13 protein-coding genes are annotated in these 16,515 nt (G+C 41.7%); 6 read left to right on the forward strand and 7 right to left on the reverse strand.

Features of this window, described 5'->3' with window-relative positions; translation table 11 throughout:
• Positions 1 to 58 precede the first annotated feature (58 nt).
• From NP165_RS18360 to NP165_RS18370, 3 genes are read right to left on the reverse strand one after another with little or no spacing between them, the layout of a single operon-like run.
• A complete protein-coding gene (locus tag NP165_RS18360; protein WP_257085909.1) occupies positions 59 to 769 on the reverse strand; it encodes a nucleotidyltransferase family protein in 711 nt (236 codons plus the stop codon).
• Positions 753 to 1,343 (reverse strand): D-sedoheptulose-7-phosphate isomerase, encoded by a 591-nt coding sequence (locus NP165_RS18365; RefSeq protein WP_257085910.1) that lies wholly within the window; start codon positions 1,341 to 1,343, stop codon positions 753 to 755. Before NP165_RS18365 ends, NP165_RS18360 begins: the two co-directional genes overlap by 17 nt.
• The gene (locus NP165_RS18370) at positions 1,331 to 2,359 is read right to left on the reverse strand and encodes a GHMP family kinase ATP-binding protein (protein WP_257085911.1); all 1,029 of its coding nucleotides are present in this window, start codon (positions 2,357 to 2,359) and stop codon (positions 1,331 to 1,333) included. Before NP165_RS18370 ends, NP165_RS18365 begins: the two co-directional genes overlap by 13 nt.
• Before the next feature lie 149 nt (positions 2,360 to 2,508).
• Between NP165_RS18370 and NP165_RS18375 the strand changes: the two genes are divergently transcribed.
• Together NP165_RS18375 and NP165_RS18380 are read left to right on the forward strand one after the other, a co-directional pair.
• Positions 2,509 to 3,639 (forward strand): glycosyltransferase, encoded by a 1,131-nt coding sequence (locus NP165_RS18375; protein ID WP_257085912.1) that lies wholly within the window; start codon positions 2,509 to 2,511, stop codon positions 3,637 to 3,639.
• A 99-nt stretch (positions 3,640 to 3,738) separates the two neighbouring features.
• The gene (locus NP165_RS18380; RefSeq protein WP_257085913.1) at positions 3,739 to 5,040 is read left to right on the forward strand and encodes a putative O-glycosylation ligase, exosortase A system-associated; all 1,302 of its coding nucleotides are present in this window, start codon (positions 3,739 to 3,741) and stop codon (positions 5,038 to 5,040) included.
• A gap of 76 nt (positions 5,041 to 5,116) precedes the next feature.
• Here NP165_RS18380 and NP165_RS18385 read toward each other — a convergent pair whose 3' ends face one another.
• From NP165_RS18385 to cysD, 3 genes are all read right to left on the reverse strand, one after another.
• Positions 5,117 to 6,841 (reverse strand): SLC13 family permease, encoded by a 1,725-nt coding sequence (locus tag NP165_RS18385; protein ID WP_257085914.1) that lies wholly within the window; start codon positions 6,839 to 6,841, stop codon positions 5,117 to 5,119.
• 80 nt (positions 6,842 to 6,921) lie between these two features.
• On the reverse strand, positions 6,922 to 8,352 hold the full coding sequence (gene cysN / locus NP165_RS18390) for a sulfate adenylyltransferase subunit CysN (protein WP_257085915.1): 1,431 nt from the start codon (positions 8,350 to 8,352) through the stop codon (positions 6,922 to 6,924).
• 18 nt (positions 8,353 to 8,370) lie between these two features.
• Complete coding sequence (gene cysD / locus NP165_RS18395) at positions 8,371 to 9,279, reverse strand: sulfate adenylyltransferase subunit CysD (RefSeq protein WP_257085916.1); 909 nt, start codon at positions 9,277 to 9,279, stop codon at positions 8,371 to 8,373.
• Positions 9,280 to 9,773: 494 nt separating this feature from the next.
• Here cysD and NP165_RS18400 point away from each other — a divergent pair, with 494 nt between their 5' ends.
• From NP165_RS18400 to NP165_RS18415, 4 genes are read left to right on the forward strand one after another with little or no spacing between them, the layout of a single operon-like run.
• Entirely contained in the window at positions 9,774 to 12,755 is a 2,982-nt protein-coding gene (locus NP165_RS18400; RefSeq protein WP_257085917.1) for a PEP-utilizing enzyme, read from the forward strand.
• Positions 12,752 to 13,381, forward strand: a complete 630-nt coding sequence (locus NP165_RS18405; protein WP_257085918.1) for a gamma-glutamyl-gamma-aminobutyrate hydrolase family protein — start codon at positions 12,752 to 12,754, stop codon at positions 13,379 to 13,381. Before NP165_RS18400 ends, NP165_RS18405 begins: the two co-directional genes overlap by 4 nt.
• Positions 13,378 to 14,157, forward strand: a complete 780-nt coding sequence (locus NP165_RS18410; protein ID WP_257085919.1) for a phosphocholine cytidylyltransferase family protein — start codon at positions 13,378 to 13,380, stop codon at positions 14,155 to 14,157. The genes NP165_RS18405 and NP165_RS18410 overlap by 4 nt, the downstream gene beginning before the upstream one ends.
• A 2-nt stretch (positions 14,158 to 14,159) precedes the next feature.
• Entirely contained in the window at positions 14,160 to 15,428 is a 1,269-nt protein-coding gene (locus tag NP165_RS18415) for a CDP-glycerol glycerophosphotransferase family protein (protein WP_257085920.1), read from the forward strand.
• A 25-nt stretch (positions 15,429 to 15,453) separates the two neighbouring features.
• Here the strand turns inward: NP165_RS18415 and NP165_RS18420 are convergent, their stop codons facing one another.
• A complete protein-coding gene (locus NP165_RS18420; RefSeq protein ID WP_257085921.1) occupies positions 15,454 to 16,485 on the reverse strand; it encodes a glycosyltransferase in 1,032 nt (343 codons plus the stop codon).
• Positions 16,486 to 16,515 lie beyond the last annotated feature (30 nt).

Genomic DNA, 16,515 nt, shown 5'->3' on the forward strand with positions numbered 1-16,515 from the left:
TCTGTCGAGGCTTTTTATCACCATGAGTCAGTGACTTATAGCCGACACAATGACTTAACTACATCAAATCAACTTGTGCTTTTTGATAATCTTCGGGTATACCAATATCAATAAAATAACCGTCCGAAATGGACGATAAAACATGATGCGAATGAATAGCTTGCTCTAAAAAGTCTTTCTCAAATGAAAATGACGAGCGTGTGGGTAAATCACGACTTAACCTACCACTGAGTAAGTAAACTCCCGCATTAATCAGACCCGCTTGCCCACTCTGTTTCTCTTCAAAATCCGTTATCTTGTTTTTATCAACTTTAACTCGCCCATAGCGACTCGTATCGTCGATACTTTTAAGCGACATGACTAAATCAGCATCGTGTCCTGTAATTTTGTCACACATGTCGGCTAACTCGTACTCAACCAGTGTGTCCCCATTGATAATCAAAGCGAGTTCATCAGGGTTTTTGCAATGTTGCTCAATCGCTTTTTTGATTGCGCCTCCTGTACCCAAAGGGGATGGCTCAATGGAGTAAGCAATGTCCAGATTTTTGTATCGATCGCCGAAATGCTTAACGATGAATTTTTTTTGGTAAGACACAGCCAAGACAGCTTTAGTCACTCCTTGCCGAATTAGATAATCGAGAACGTACTCCAAAAAAGGCCTTCCAGCTACAGGAACCATTGGTTTAGGCAGCCCACCACTGACAGTGCGCAATCTTGTTCCTAACCCGCCACATAGCACTATTGCAGTGATTCTATCCATACTTTGCATGGAAAAGTTCCTCTTCAACATAAGCGCAAATTATGTGGCCAATAAGAATATGACTCTCTTGTATTCTGGGCGTATGCGAAGACGGAACACTGATGCAAATATCACATTCATTCTGAATTTTTCCGCCAACGCCAGCTAATCCAATAGTGATCATTCCATTCGCTTTCGCCGATTTCAGAGCAGATAAAATATTCGGTGAATTTCCTGATGTACTGATACCGATGAAAATATCACCTGGTACACCGTTCGCTTCAATCTGACGAGAGAATAGCCTTTCAAAGCCATAATCATTGCCTATAGCAGTCAGGATGGAAGTGTCTGTTGTTAGAGCAAGTGCCGGTAGACCCGGGCGGTCAAACTCGAAGCGACTGACAAACTCTGCAGCAATATGCTGGGCGTCAGCAGCACTACCGCCGTTACCAGCAATCAGTACTTTATTCCCATTTCTATAGGCATCTAAGCAAGTGTGCGCCGCTCGTACGATACTTTTGTTGACTTCACTTGATGACAGTAATGCCTGCTTGGTTTCAATTGAAGCGGCAATATGCTGCTGGATAAACGTCATACTGTCCATGATTGTGTTCCTTGTTGAGTAAAGCGAAAGGGTTGAATATGTCCATCTAACTCATTGAGTGCTCTCTCGACGTCTAAGCGTCGGATGGGGTCAACAAAAAGCATCATAAAACCCCCACCGCCTGCCCCTGAAATCTTTATAGATTTCGCGCCAGCGCTCAGCACCTTATCCTCGATAAGTTCAATCTGGCGAGTGGAAATAGCAGTTGAGGTCGATTTCTTTGCATTCCAAGCATCTTTGAGTAACTCAGCCATACCATCAACATTGGACTTAAGGAGACACTCTTTCATTGCATAAGCGAGTTCCTTAACTTCATGCATAGCTTCTAATGGCTTTTTATCATCAGAATTGGTGGTTTTTACCTGATCATCAATGATTTGTGCAGACGATCTCGAAACGCCAGTGAAAAAGAGAATCATCTGACTTTCTAGCTCATTAATGATGTGCTGCCTTATGCGCAGAGGATTAACGATGACTCGCTCACCATCGTAAAACTCCATAAAATTAAATCCACCAAACGTTGTAGCGTATTGATCTTGTCGACCACCGGACAGCTGGCAATCTTTTCGCTCTATTTCGTACGCTAGCCTCGCAACGTCATACTCACCCATAGATAAATTCAGGAGCTGCTGGTAGGCACTAATAATGGTTACCACCATCGTTGATGAGGAGCCTAATCCACTGCCAGGGGGCGCGTCAGAGTAGGTATAGACTTTCACAGGTAACGGTTTATTGTCGTTAAACTCGCTAACAATGCGGTTATAGATCGCTTTATGCAGCAACAACTCGCCTTCCAAAGGGAGCTTATTAAGTAGAGGAGAGTGAAATGTTTGCTCAATATCCTGTGCGACAAAAGTTATACCATCCTGTGCCTCCAAAAGTTCAATGGTACAGTTCGCATACATATCTATCGTGGCGTTAAGAACACATCCACCAAAAGTATCACTATAAGGCGATATGTCTGTCCCTCCGCCTGCAATGCCAAGACGCAGAGGAGATCGTGCTCTTACTAACATACTTTCAATTCCTTTTAAAAAAGTCGTAAAAACGTTTATTCCCTTCATTATTAGTTAAAGACTAATATCAATACTTTTGCAAATTAATCAGTCTAGTCCTAGAGTTAGCTTAGGTAATGGATTGTGCTTTTTGTGATAGAGTGTGGTTTATGGTGAAAAAAGAGAAAATACATGTATGCCATCTCGTCTACAGCTTCGACATAGGCGGTTTAGAAAGAGTGATCGCTAACTGTATTGGAGCTTTAGATAAAAACGCATACAGACATAGTATTATCGCACTTACTGAAGTCGGGGAGTTTATTTCCGAGATAGATGGAGTGGTAGAGCACTACTCATTAAATAAGAAAAGCGGCCACGATTTTTTTATCCACCTAAAGTTGTACAAGATATTGAAAAAAATTCGGCCAGATGTTTTGCACAGCTATAACCTATCGACCATTGAGTACCAATGGCTAACTTCTTTCTTAGATATCCAACTACGTATTCATGCCGAGCACGGCAGAGACTCGTATGATATGAATGGTACAGTGAAAAAGTACCAGCTATTAAGAAGAGTAATGAGCCCATTCATTGATCACTTCGTCACAGTGTCGCAAGATTTACACCATTGGTTAAGAGATGACGTCCTTATACCAGAAAAAAAACTTTTATTAATTACGAATGGTATCGATACCGACTATTATCGTCCTGACAACATCAAACCTGAACGCAAAGGTATTTATGAAGGAAAATTCATTTTCGGCCATGTATCGAGACTACATCCAATAAAAAACCAAGAGTTTCTCATAGAAAGTTTCAACAAAGCCTGCTTTCTTTCACCGAGCTTTCGTGAAAGCTGTTTACTTATTATTGTTGGTGATGGGCCCGATAAAGATAAGCTTAAAAAGTTGGTCGATAATAACGAACACTTGAAAGATAAAATAATATTCACTGGTTCAAAATCTAACGTCAGAGAATATTACAGTATATTTGATGTATTTGTTATGTCTTCTTTAGCCGAAGGCGTACCTATGACGCTTCTTGAATCTATGTCTATGGGCGTTCCTCATTTGGTTACTTCGGTAGGAGGTATCACGGAGGTCGTAGAAGAAGGAATAACAGGAATCAGTCTCTGTGATAAAGACAAAGACACTTACCATGAAAAAATGATAGAGCTGTTTGAAAACAAGAATAATCTCAGCACACTTTCACAAAACTCTCGGCTAAGAGTGACATCAAGTTATAGCCAGAACAAGATGGTTGGCTCTTATAACAAAATTTATAAAACGGTATGTATATAACATGGAAAGTATTTTATTTGCAGGATGCTTGGTGATGGTAGTATTCATCTGTATTAGAGCAACAAAAATAGAAAACAATGATAATGACAAGGATGCTAAATGAGGGATTTGTTATTTGTAGTTTTTTTTCTTGTCATCATGGTTATTTCTTTTAGAAAGCCATTTATCGCTGTATCTATGTGGTTATGGTCTGGTATATTTGTTCCAGTTTATTGGCTTTTTGGATTTGCAGAGTCATTCCGATATAATGTTATTTTTGCAGCATCAGCAATTATTTCGTATCTTATACTGAAGTCTAAACCCAACTTAAGGTTTGATTTTTTATTTTTTATAGTTATATTATTTTTCTTACACACCACGATAACCACCAATACAACCCTTATACTTCCAGAAGTATCATGGATAATATGGGATTACTTCTCAAAAGCAGTATTGTTGTTTGTATTCATTTGCTTAATTATTAGAAAAGCCAACCATTTTAATTTGCTAATATGGCTGATAGGATTGTCAATTGGATTTTTTGCACTAGTAGAAGGTCTAAAATTTGTAAAATCTGGCGGTTTCCATCAAATTCATGGCCCAGCCGGGCACCTCCTTGCTGACAATAACCACTTAGCGCTCGCAATTCTAATGACCATCCCTTTATTGGTTTACCTAATTTCAGCAACACCAGAAAGATGGTTGAAAATAGGACTTATCGGTTTGGTAGCATTGTGTGTATTGGCCGTATTAGGCACAAAATCTCGCGGAGGATTCGTTGGTTTAGTTATCGTAGGTGGCTATTTTTGGCTCAAATCCAACAAAAAATTAGTTTCAACGGTAGGAATTATAGCCCTAGTCTTTATTGCTTCCAGTTTACTCCCTGGGAAGTGGTTTGAGAGGATGGACACCTTAAATGACGTCGAATCTGATGGTTCGTTTATGACAAGGGTCGTATCCTGGAAAGTGCATACATTAATGGCGATGGAGCGCCCCATTCTTGGTGGAGGCTTCAGAGCTACACAATTTGGACATGTTTGGCGTTCTTTACTGGTAGATTTTGACAAATTAAGCTTTATTCCATCAGCCCAACCTAAACAAAAAGGTTGGGCTGCCCACAGTATTTATTTCCAAGTATTAGGTGATCATGGGTTTGTGGGGCTATTTCTTTACTTACTTATAATCTGCCTAGCTTTCTTAAAACTTTCATCCATTGAAAAGTACTTTGGTGATAGTTGGCAATCAACATTGGCTAAGATGATTAAAGTCTCTTTGATGGCGTATTGTGTGTCTGGGGCTGCCGTATCAATGGCTTATTTTGAATTATTCTATGCACTCCTTGCGATGATTGTCTGTTTGTCTATCATCAAGAAAGATTCTGAGCTAGAGAACGAAAAAGTAAGATTTACACCACCTATGTAGCTATACCTGTTCAAAGTTATGATGATTATAAATACCTAATTATCAAAGCCGCCATATACCTCTAATATTTAGAGGCTTAAAATGGAAAGAAGACTGGGATCAGCGTCAGAACCAGTAGCGAGTAAACAATAGAAATGGGCACACCAATACGAACATAATCGGTTAATTTGTAGTTTCCTATGCTATATACCAACAGGTTGGTTTGGTAACCATAAGGGGAAATAAAACTCGCACTGGCACCGAACAAAACCGCCATAATAAAAGGCATGGGCTCAACACCATAAGCCACGGCCATGCTGTAGCCGATAGGGAAGCAAAGTGCTGCAGCGGCATTGTTGGTTACTAGCTCTGTCAGAACTAAGGTTATAATGTAGGTGGCGACCAGCGCGCCAAATACCCCTGAACCGTTGAAAGTTTCAATGAACATGTTTCCCATTCTGACTGATAGTCCAGAGGAAATCATAAGCTGGGCAATGGATAAGGCCGAGCCAACAATCACGACGATATCGACCGGAAAGCGTCGTCGAAGCTCAGAAACTTGGATGACGCCAAACGTAAGTAAAGCAAGGATATAGACTGCTAAGCCTTTGATGATTGGCAGTAGTCCGAGCAGGGAGCCACCAATCACTAAAGCAAAACCAAGCAAAACCAGAGAAGATTTGTGTGCATCCAATCGAACCCCAGAGTCTAAGTCGTTAACCAGCATGAACTCTTTACGATGAGCGCGTCGTTCGGCTTCAAAACGTTTACCGGGTACTAAAATTAAGGTATCCCCCGCGGCTAATGTAATATTGCCAAGGCCACCTTCAAGTCGCTCATGCCCACGGCGAATCGCCACCACGACGGCATCAAAACGATCGCGAAAACGACTTTCTTTTAGTGTCTTGCGGCAAATGGTCGCAGAGGAGCTTATTACCGCTTCAACAAAGTTCTGTCCGTTAAGGTGTTGATGACCAAATAAGGTCAGGCCGGGGATTTCTTGCAGTGTCGCCACGCTTTCAACGTCACCACAGAAGAGAAGACGGTCATTGGCTTTGAGCACAAAATCGGGCCCTACCGAAGGCATGCTAACGCCATCACGGATAACTTCAGCTAAGAAGAGTTTTCTCAGCGCACGCAGATTGTTTTCACTGATGGTACGGCCGACTAAATTAGAATTTGGCTCTACACGAGATTCTAGAAAGTAAGGCAGGTCTTCCTGATTCTGATCGTCATAGTTAGGGAGTAGGTAGCTTAGCGGGATCAAAACCAATACGCCGCCCACCAGTATCGCTAAGCCGATCGCAGTTGGAGTAAAAAAATTCAGGCTGGGTAAGCCTGCATCTTCGACAAAGCTGTTAATGATGAGATTGGTGGACGTGCCAATGAGTGTTAGCGTCCCGCCAAAAATGGCCGCATAGGAAAGTGGAATCAGCAATTTGGATGGCGCGTGCTGTTGGTTGCGTTTAATCGCACTTATCAAGGAGACCACTACAGCGGTATTGTTGGTGAAGGAGGAGAGTAGTGCAGTAGAAACGCTAAGTTTGGCAATCACACTGCCCAAATGGCCTTTCGAAAGGCTGCGACTCACCCAGCTGATTAATAGGGTTTTCTCCAGTGCACAGGAGGCTAAAATCAACAAGATCAAAGTTAACAACGATGAGTTCGTAAAGTTGGCCGCAATAGTATTGAGTTCAATCATACCCGCCATGAAAGCGAGAAAAGCGGCCCCTGCAAATACATAGCTGGGTTTAAGTCTGGTTACGAGCAAACAAGTGATAATGCCAAGTAAAATCGCTAATACTAGTCCTTGTTCCCACATCGCTCTTCCTTACTTATTGGCCCGGTATACAGGTAAACAATTCAAACTACTTTCGCTGAAAACAACTTCTTTCATTTGGCCTATTTCTTCAGTAACTGGCTTAGATCTTTCGCCTGCCAATGCGGAAAGTGTTTACGGATAAGCGCATTAAGCTCTAACTCAAAGGCAGAAATATCGGCGATGCTGTGATCCAGTGATGCCAGACTTTCACTGACCATACCCGCACCAACGGTCACGTTTGTGAGACGGTCGATAATGATGAACCCGCCAGTATCTGCGCAGTCTTGGTAGTTATCTAGAGCGATAGCCTCAGAAAAAGTCCATTCACATAAGCCAATACCGTTAAGAGGAAGTTCGGTGGCATGATGGGTAGACAGATTATTGATGTCATATTGATGTTTTATAGCGCTAACATGACCTACAGTCTTTTTACCTGCGATCTTGATGTTGTAATCACGACCAGGTTGTAATGGTTGCTCTGTCATCCAGACCACGTTGGCCAGTAAATGGTTGGTCGATTCTACCTGTGCATTATCTAACACAATCAGATCGCCACGGCTGATGTCGATTTCATCCTTCAGGGTTAATGTGACCGCTAACCCTGCTTGTGCTTGTTCCATATCGCCATCAAAGGTGACGATGCGCGCGACAGTAGAGGTTTTTCCTGAAGGGAGAGCTTTAATGACATCGCCTACTTTGACCGAGCCAGACGATATCGTGCCGGAAAAACCTCGAAAATCCAGATTTGGACGGTTCACATACTGCACGGGGAAGCGGAAATCACCTGTGCCTTTTTCTTGGTCGACATCCACGGTTTCAAGCAATTCAAGTAAAGAGGGGCCATCAAACCAACTTAGGTTTTGGCCTTTATCGACGACGTTATCCCCTTCTAGTGCGGAGATTGGGATGATCTGAATATCGGTATTACCCGTTAAGTGTTCAGAAAATTTTAGGTACTCATCACGGATGGACTCAAAACGTTGTTGTGAATAATTCACGAGGTCCATTTTGTTGATAGCGACAATAAAATGTCTTAAACCTAGTAGGTTAGAGATGAATGAGTGGCGGCGAGTCTGATCCAGCACCCCTTTACGTGCGTCAACAAGAATGACGGCAAGATCGCTCGTTGAAGCGCCTGTGGCCATGTTTCGTGTGTACTGCTCGTGTCCGGGTGTATCAGCGATAATAAACTTACGCTTCTGTGTAGAGAAGTAACGGTAAGCTACGTCAATGGTAATCCCTTGTTCTCGTTCAGCTTGAAGACCATCGACAAGCAAGGCTAAATCTGGCCTTTCACCCGTTGTACCCACACGTTGGCTATCTGAGTGGACGGCGGCAAGCTGGTCCTCATAGATCTGTTTTGAGTCATGGAGCAATCGTCCAATCAACGTACTTTTACCATCATCCACTGAGCCACAAGTCAGAAATCTAAGCAAAGACTTGTACTGGTGTTGTTTCAGGTAGCCTTTAATACCAAGCTCGGCTAATTGAGTTTCAACTGCGCTGTTCATTATCCATCCTTAGATCTTTTAGAAGTAACCTTGACGTTTCTTTAGCTCCATAGAACCAGATTGATCGTGATCGATAGCACGTCCTTGGCGCTCACTAGAGGTTGCTACCAACATCTCTTCAATAACGGCTGTCAGTGTGTCGGCTTCCGATTCAATTGCTCCGGTGAGTGGATAACAGCCAAGAGTACGGAAACGCACGCTCTTTTGTTCGATCACTTCTCCTGACTGCAATTTCATTCGGTCATCATCAACCATGATCAACATACCATCCCGTTCAACTACCGGGCGCTTTTCTGCAAGATAAAGTGGCACTATCTCGATATTTTCTAAGTATATGTATTGCCAAATATCAAGCTCGGTCCAGTTTGATAGTGGGAACACTCGAATGCTCTCTCCTTTGTTAATTTGACCGTTGTACGTTTTCCAAAGCTCCGGACGTTGGTTTTTGGGGTCCCAAGTATGATTCTTATCTCGGAAGGAATAGACTCGCTCTTTTGCGCGAGATTTCTCTTCATCACGACGTGCTCCACCAAAAGCAGCATCAAACCCATACTTGTTCAAAGCCTGTTTTAAACCTTGGGTTTTCATTATGTCCGTGTGTTTTGACGAACCATGAACGAATGGACTACAACCCATCGCTAGTCCTTCAGGGTTCTTATGAACTATGAGCTCAAAACCGTACTTTTTCGCGATGCGATCACGAAACGTGATCATTTCTCGAAATTTCCAGTCAGTATCAACATGTAGCAAAGGGAAGGGGAGCTTACCTGGGTAAAAAGCTTTGCGAGCAAGGTGAAGCATGACAGATGAATCCTTACCAATTGAATACATCATCACTGGGTTATCAAACTCAGCGGCAACTTCACGAATGATATGAATACTTTCTGCTTCGAGTTGTTTAAGGTGGGTTAAACGTTGCTGGTCCATGCTTTGTCTTTCCTTTTTATACTTATCAACGCATTAGCTTTATTAACTTTAGTTCAGAAGACGGATTCCGTGCGGAGTGACGGCATGAATTATCTAGTTTGAGTCATATATGAGTATCACTATTAAAGGTAGTTCAATGTTCGATAGTTAGGTGAGAGAAGGCGCTAGTTTGATAGGGATTTTTTGTGATTTTTGAAGGTTGTATCGTAAATGGTATGTTTGACAGATTTTTCTTAGACGATTTTACTTATTTTAAAACGAGCACATCACCTAGTTTAATAGTTCTAAATTTCGTTTCATTTTACTAATGGCAAAGTAAAAAATAACTTTTCAATTAGGTTTCAGGTAAGTTACAAAACAAGTGCTAAAATAAAAATGGTTATTTTGTATAGAGTTAGAGTTATAAAATAACATAAAAGAAAAAGTGTAGAACATAGATTGGTATTGATCAAATAAGACGAGTTTTTCTTGGAACTAAACTAAGGTGGTGGTGAGTGAAGGCTTTTATTTTAGGCGCTGGGGTCCCAATAAGCGGTAGCAAACCTTCAGCATTAAAAAATATATCCATCAACAAGAGAGCGTTGGATTGGCAGCTCCATAGCCTAGAAAGTTTAGTTCCACTCAATAGTGTTTTTTTTCTGGGTGGATATCACATAGAAGAAATTGTCAAAAGGTACCCAGAACTCAACTTTATTGTTATGCCGGAATGGAGTAAGTCCACACCACTGGACACTTTTCTTAGTGCACCTTTTTCAAATGAGTCCTGTGTAGTCACGTACGGAGACACGCTATTTAGAGATGAGTTTATTAAAAGTTTCATCTCTAAGGATGCAGATATCACCGTCGCGGTAGACAGTTGTTGGCTCGAAAGATATAAGTCAAGAAATAAAGAAGATATCGACAAAGCGGAAGTCTTGGTAAGAGAAGGTAAAGTTTTTGAGTTTACAGGGTTAATATACTTTAGTGAACATTCGGTAAGAGTGATTGAAGAATTAAAATCAGAGTCAAATGATCTATCAGGTAAACGTCTGATAGATTTAATTGAGCTGATGGAGGTTAATGGATTAACGGTTAGGTTTAAAGATGTTAAAGCCGATTGGGCTGAATTTAACTCACCCAGTGATATTGCCAATTTTATTTTAGGAACAAAAGCTGACACGCTTTCTCGATTAGAGAGCATGGTTAAAACGAGTTATATTGGTGAGCAATATAGCTTTATGATCGAAGATTGGATGCAAAACTCTAATCAAGTTATTCTCAATATACAGAATAAGTTTAGAAACAAAAAACTCGCTGTCCGAAGCAGTTCGAAACTTGAGGATAACTGGCGTTCTTCTAATGCCGGGGGATTTGATAGCATTCTTAATGTGGACTGTAGTGACTCTGGCGAACTCAAATCGGCAATAAAGTCCGTCGTTGACTCTTATGGTCTTTCGTTGGAAGGGAAAGATCAGGTTCTTATTCAGGAATTTTTGCAAGATGTTGCGATAGCTGGGGTGGTGTTTACCTGCACGCTTGAATCTGGCGCACCATACTATCGATTCAACTTTGATGATACGACCAGTTCGACAGAGTCCGTCACTTCAGGGGCACACTCTGATCTAAGAACGGTTCTCGTTTATAAGTCTCAGCCTGAGACGATAGAGACAGTCGCCCCCGAACTAAAAGGCATCCTAAAAGCGGTTCAGGAATTAGAAAAACTACTCGGCTTCGATAAGTTAGACATAGAATTTGCTATCGACTCTAAAGGAAATGTTCATATATTTCAGGTTCGCCCGGTGATAGTAAATAGCGATAACTATGAAATTGAAAATGACAAAATAGTCGAGTCACTTAATTCGAACGTGACTAGGTATTGCGAACTTCAATCTAAGCCTTCATTTGTCTCTGGCGATAAAACCATTTTTGCCAATATGCCTGATTGGAACCCCGCTGAAATTATCAGTACACGACCGAAACCACTATCGTTAAGCTTGTATCAACAACTGATTACTAACGAAGTGTGGGCGAAGCAGAGAGCAGAGTTTGGTTATAAAGATGTGAGGCCTTACCCCTTAATCGTCACCTTTTCGGGTCACCCATATATTGATGTCCGCGCAAGCTTTAACTCTTTTATACCTGACTCAGTGCCAAAGGACTCAGCTGAGAGAATCGTAAATGCGTATGTTGAAATACTCAACGATAATCCAGGCTTTCATGACAAAGTGGAGTTTGATGTCGCATTTACGATCTGGATACCTGAATTCCATCAAGAAGCGAAAAAACGGTTACTGCCCTATGGCGTACTAGAGTCTGATTTATCGACTTTAGAAGAGGGACTAAAAGTCATTACAAGGAATGCGCTGACTAGGCTGGATGATGACATTCGCTCGGTCGAGCAATTAACGGTTAGGCGTCAGCAAATCAATGATTCAAGCCTGACGGATATCGATAAAGCTTTTGCGCTGCTTGATGATTGTAAACGCTATGGGACATTGGCCTTTTCTCATGCGGCGAGGGCGGGTTTTGTGGCTAAGACGTTGTTAAATAGCCTAGTGACAAGAGGCGAGCTTTCAGATGAACGCTGCATGATGTTTTTGAATAGCTTTGACACGGTGGCAGGGCAATTTGAAAAAGATAAGGCACGTTTTGCTAAGGGGGAGATAACGCTAGGAGAACTTATCGACAAATATGGGCACTTACGACCTGGGACATACGAAATTACAACTCCTGCATATTGGGAGCTTCCTGAGCAATATTTAATACCCAGAGAAGTGAAATTGACGGATCACGAGAGTGTCGATATGGCGTTTTCCGATGAGGAGCTATTCGCAATATCTTCGCTTCTGGAACAGTTGGAATCAGAAGTGAGTGAGCAAGAGTTTATCCACTACCTTATCAAGTCAACGCAAGAGCGCGAGCGAGTCAAATTTGAGATGACGAAAAACCTAAGCAAAGCGCTAGATTGTATCGCTAAATGGGCATATGGGGCAGGCTTAAGCAGAGAAGACGCATCATTTTTAACTTACAGTGATATTGAAAGCTTAAAGCTCAATCGCTCCGATTTTCAGGATTTGTTAGCCACGCTTCAAAGGAGAAAATCGAATTATCAAGTGACGAAAGTGATTGAGCTGCCGTCAGTGATTAATGATAAGTCCCAATTTTACTGCTTTGAAAGGTACGCGTCCTTACCAAACTACATCGGCTTGAAAAGTGTCACAGCAGATACTGCAACAATGATGGATGACAACACTAAGCTGAAAGGAAAAATAGTCATTATCCCTCAAGCTGACCCCGGTTATGACTGGCTCTTTGGACATGAAATTGCAGGTCTCATCACGCAGTTCGGTGGCGCGAATTCTCACATGGCAATACGTGCGGCAGAGATAGGTTTGCCTGCGGCGATTGGTGTGGGCGAAAAGCTCTATGAGGTGCTGCTTGCATCAAGCCGGTTGGAGCTGGATTGCCTTGGACAGAGGTTGAAAGTCGTTGAATGAAGCGTATTGGTTTAACTCACCGTGTCGATGACATTGAAGCCTATGGTGAGAGGCGGGATTCTATTGATCAAGGTTGGTATAAGCTGGTACTGAGTATGGGAATGTTGCCCATTCCTTTACCTAATGTTCCTGAAGAGTTTGTTGTTCATGTAGTCGAGTCACTTAACTTGAGCGGAATCATTCTAACAGGAGGTAATAGTATTGCCTGCCTCGATTCTACGGCTAAAGATGCGGCCCCAGAAAGGGATGAGTTTGAGAATGCCTTGATTCGATATTCGCTGGACAGTGATATTCCATTGATAGGCGTCTGCCGAGGCATGCAGATGATCAGCCAATACTTTGGGGGTCACTTGATTCGAGTGGAAGGTCACATTAACTCTCGGCATGAATTGATTTGCCTGAACTCAGAGTATGAGCTTCCTAAATCGGTGAATAGTTTTCATGGTTGGGCTGTGCCAAAGACAGGATTAGGCTGTGACTTGCAACCTATAGCCACTGACAGTATGGGCAACATTGAAGCTTTTATTCATGGTTCAAGAAAAATTCTAGGGATTATGTGGCACCCAGAAAGAGTGAATGACTTGAATGTCCAAGACGTTAACTTATTAAAAAGAGCGATATTATGACTAAGGCATTAATTCTGGCTGCAGGAGAAGGCACGCGACTGCGCCCTTTAACCAATCATACCCCTAAGTGTTTAGTCCCGCTGGTTGGAAGGTCACTCTTAGAGCGACAGATAGAGACACTGAAATCTGAAGGCATCCATGACATACACATTGCAACAGGTTACGAGGCTGGTCAGATTGAAAAACTGGGCTTTGATACCAGTTATAACGAACACTTTCAAAAAACGAACATGGTTGAAAGCTTGTTTTCGGCAATCGACTTTATCAAGCATTGTGATGAAGACTTAATCATTAGCTATGGCGATATCGTCTATAACCCAGAAAATCTAAATAAGCTAATCCAGTCGAATAGTGAAATTGCTTTGATGATTGACAAAAATTGGCGTGAGCTGTGGTCATTAAGGTTGGATAACCCCCTTGATGATGCGGAAACACTGATTTTGGATCCTGATGGATTCATTTTAGAATTAGGGCAAAAGCCTGAAAGCTATGAACAAATTCACGGCCAGTATACTGGCCTGATAAAAGTCAGACATGACAAAATCCGTGAATTTGTGGAGTGTTATTTATCGTTAGATCGCCAGGGTACCTACGATGGGAATAACTTCCATAACATGTACATGACCAGTTTCTTGCAGATACTTATTAACCGCCATTGGGAGGTAAAGGCGGTAGAAGTTCAATCAGGATGGTTAGAGGTGGACTCTATCGATGATTTGGAAGCTTATGAAATATTACATGAGCGAAATCAACTTGATTACTTTTATAGGGCCTAGCAATGATGAGAGAGGCCATCGCATCGATCCCAGGAGCAAGGTGGTTATGGGCGTTGTTTAAAAAGAATCGAACCTTGCTTCTAGTCACCCTTTCAAAACCCTATCACTACTTTGAAGTTAATCGAATCAGAAATAAAATTAAGCGAGGGGAAAAAGTCAATGTTGTCTTTCTTGTGCTAGAGAAAAGCATGTGGAAAACAGATTTAGTTTATCAAGCCATGGATAAACACCCGTTATACTCTCCGTTGATTTTTGTTATTCCTAGGTGTAATTCGTCTGATATTGAGGCTAATGAGGCCAGTACGACAAAGTTTTTTGTTGATAAAGGCTACAATGTTGAATGTGCGAATCTCAATGGTTATAGGCGAGATATAGATGAAGTAATCACCCCAGATTTGATCTTTTTCACGCACCCCCACAATGACTCACTAGAAAAATACTCTATATCAAGTCTAAGAAGAAAGTTGACCTGTTATGTGCCGTATTTTGAACAGATTGATTTGAACTATATCATCCATTTTAACGGACCAACGGAAAATCTGGTTTGGAAGTTTTTCCAAATTAATGACATTCACAAAGAGATTGCTAGAAAACACGCGTATAACAGGGGGAGAAACATCGATGTTGTTGGTTACCCTGCAACAGAGTCATTATATAGTGACATAGAGTATGAAAACCCCTGGATAAACCCATCACTCAAGAAAATCATCATAGCGCCTCATCATAGTATTGATAGCCATAGCTTTTTATCTAACTCAACCTTCATTGAAAACGCAGACTGCCTTAAAGAACTGGCAACCAAGTACTCAGATAAAGTTAACTTTGCATTTAAACCTCATCCCTTATTAAAAGATAAGCTTTATCACCATCCAGCTTGGGGTAAAGAAAAGACAGATCAATATTGGAGCTTCTGGTCTTCGAATCCTAACTCTCAATTGGAGGAAGGGGAATATGTGGGCTTGTTCAGAGAGTCAGATGCGATGATACACGACTGTACCTCTTTTATGATTGAGTATTTGTATACAGGCAAGCCGTCTCTCTACTTAAACTCCACCATCAGAGAGCGATTAAATAAGTACGGCAAGCTAGGATTTGACTCGATTCTGAAAGCGGAAAAACAGTCTGATATAGAGTGCTTTATTCTTTCAGTCATCCGGGGAGAAAGCGTGAATGTGGATGATTCACTCATGGACAAGTTGAAGCCACTCTCTTCTCCAACCGGCAGCATCATGAAAATTCTTAACAAAGCGTTGATAGGGGTGGATTCCTAGCGAGCAAGGTCACCCCCGAACGTCTCTACTTTCTTGTACTATGCGGCAGGACGTTTTTAGCAAAGTAATCCTGAACATTACCTTCAAAGTTGGATGTGATCTCTAGGTACCTTTGCCGAGATTGAGCGGACATAGTGAGTAAACCGTCATAGGTCATATCAATGATGGAATGAATGACTTTTTCAAACTCTGGCTCATTGATGGTGAACCCTCTTGCGCGGTATTGTTGTTCGGTTTCTACACAGTTAACCAGATACCCACTGCTTGGTGTCACGAGTTCGTTCATTGGCGCACCATCTGTACTCACAACGATGGCACCGGTTGAAAGCGCTTCAACGATGTAGTGGCCAAACCCCTCCATCTCAGAAACGCAAAGGTGTATGCCATGGCTATTCATGAGTTTTAGTAACTCTTGACCACTTTGGTTAGTGGTAATTAGATGAATATTAGGCACGCCTTGCGCCGATTCAATGTAGCTTGGTACGGTTGTTTGTAACGTTAATGTGGGCCATTCAGGGTGTTTTTTCCAAGCGTTTATGACAGATAACGTGCCTTTTTTTTCACTTTTCCCTGCAAGATGGAGATATTTATCAAAACTTTTTTCAACGTTGCTTTGGTGTCGGTCTAACGAAGTGAACCCTAAGTAATGAGTGCGATCCTTGATATCAGAAAATGCCCGAATGGCATCGAGCGTTTTGCAAAGCAAGATTATCTTATCGTTATTCAAGGTGGCTTTTTCGGTATGAGATCGAAACCAATCCTGATTTGGAATTAAGTAGTTTTTTTGGGCGGCCCAAACAAGCTTAGATTGCACTTCTTCCATATGAATAAACACCAACTCTTTTCCATAGAATCTTTTCAGAATCAGCTTTAGGATGCTTATTGATTTTTTTAGGAGGCTTTCTTTCCCTAGAATTAAGTTTGACTCAAGATTTGGATAGGCTTTCTCTAACGCGGATTGCAGGACTAATGAATCGTTCTCTAAGCCAAGAGAGTTTCCGCTTATTATAGCGATGTGAGTATCTTCTAAGCTTTTTTTTACTTGGTTTCTATTCATAAGATCACTCTTGTTGTAAGAGAAAGGACA

The sequence above is a fragment of the Vibrio japonicus genome (genome assembly GCF_024582835.1).
Classification (GTDB): Bacteria; Pseudomonadota; Gammaproteobacteria; order Enterobacterales; family Vibrionaceae; genus Vibrio; species Vibrio japonicus.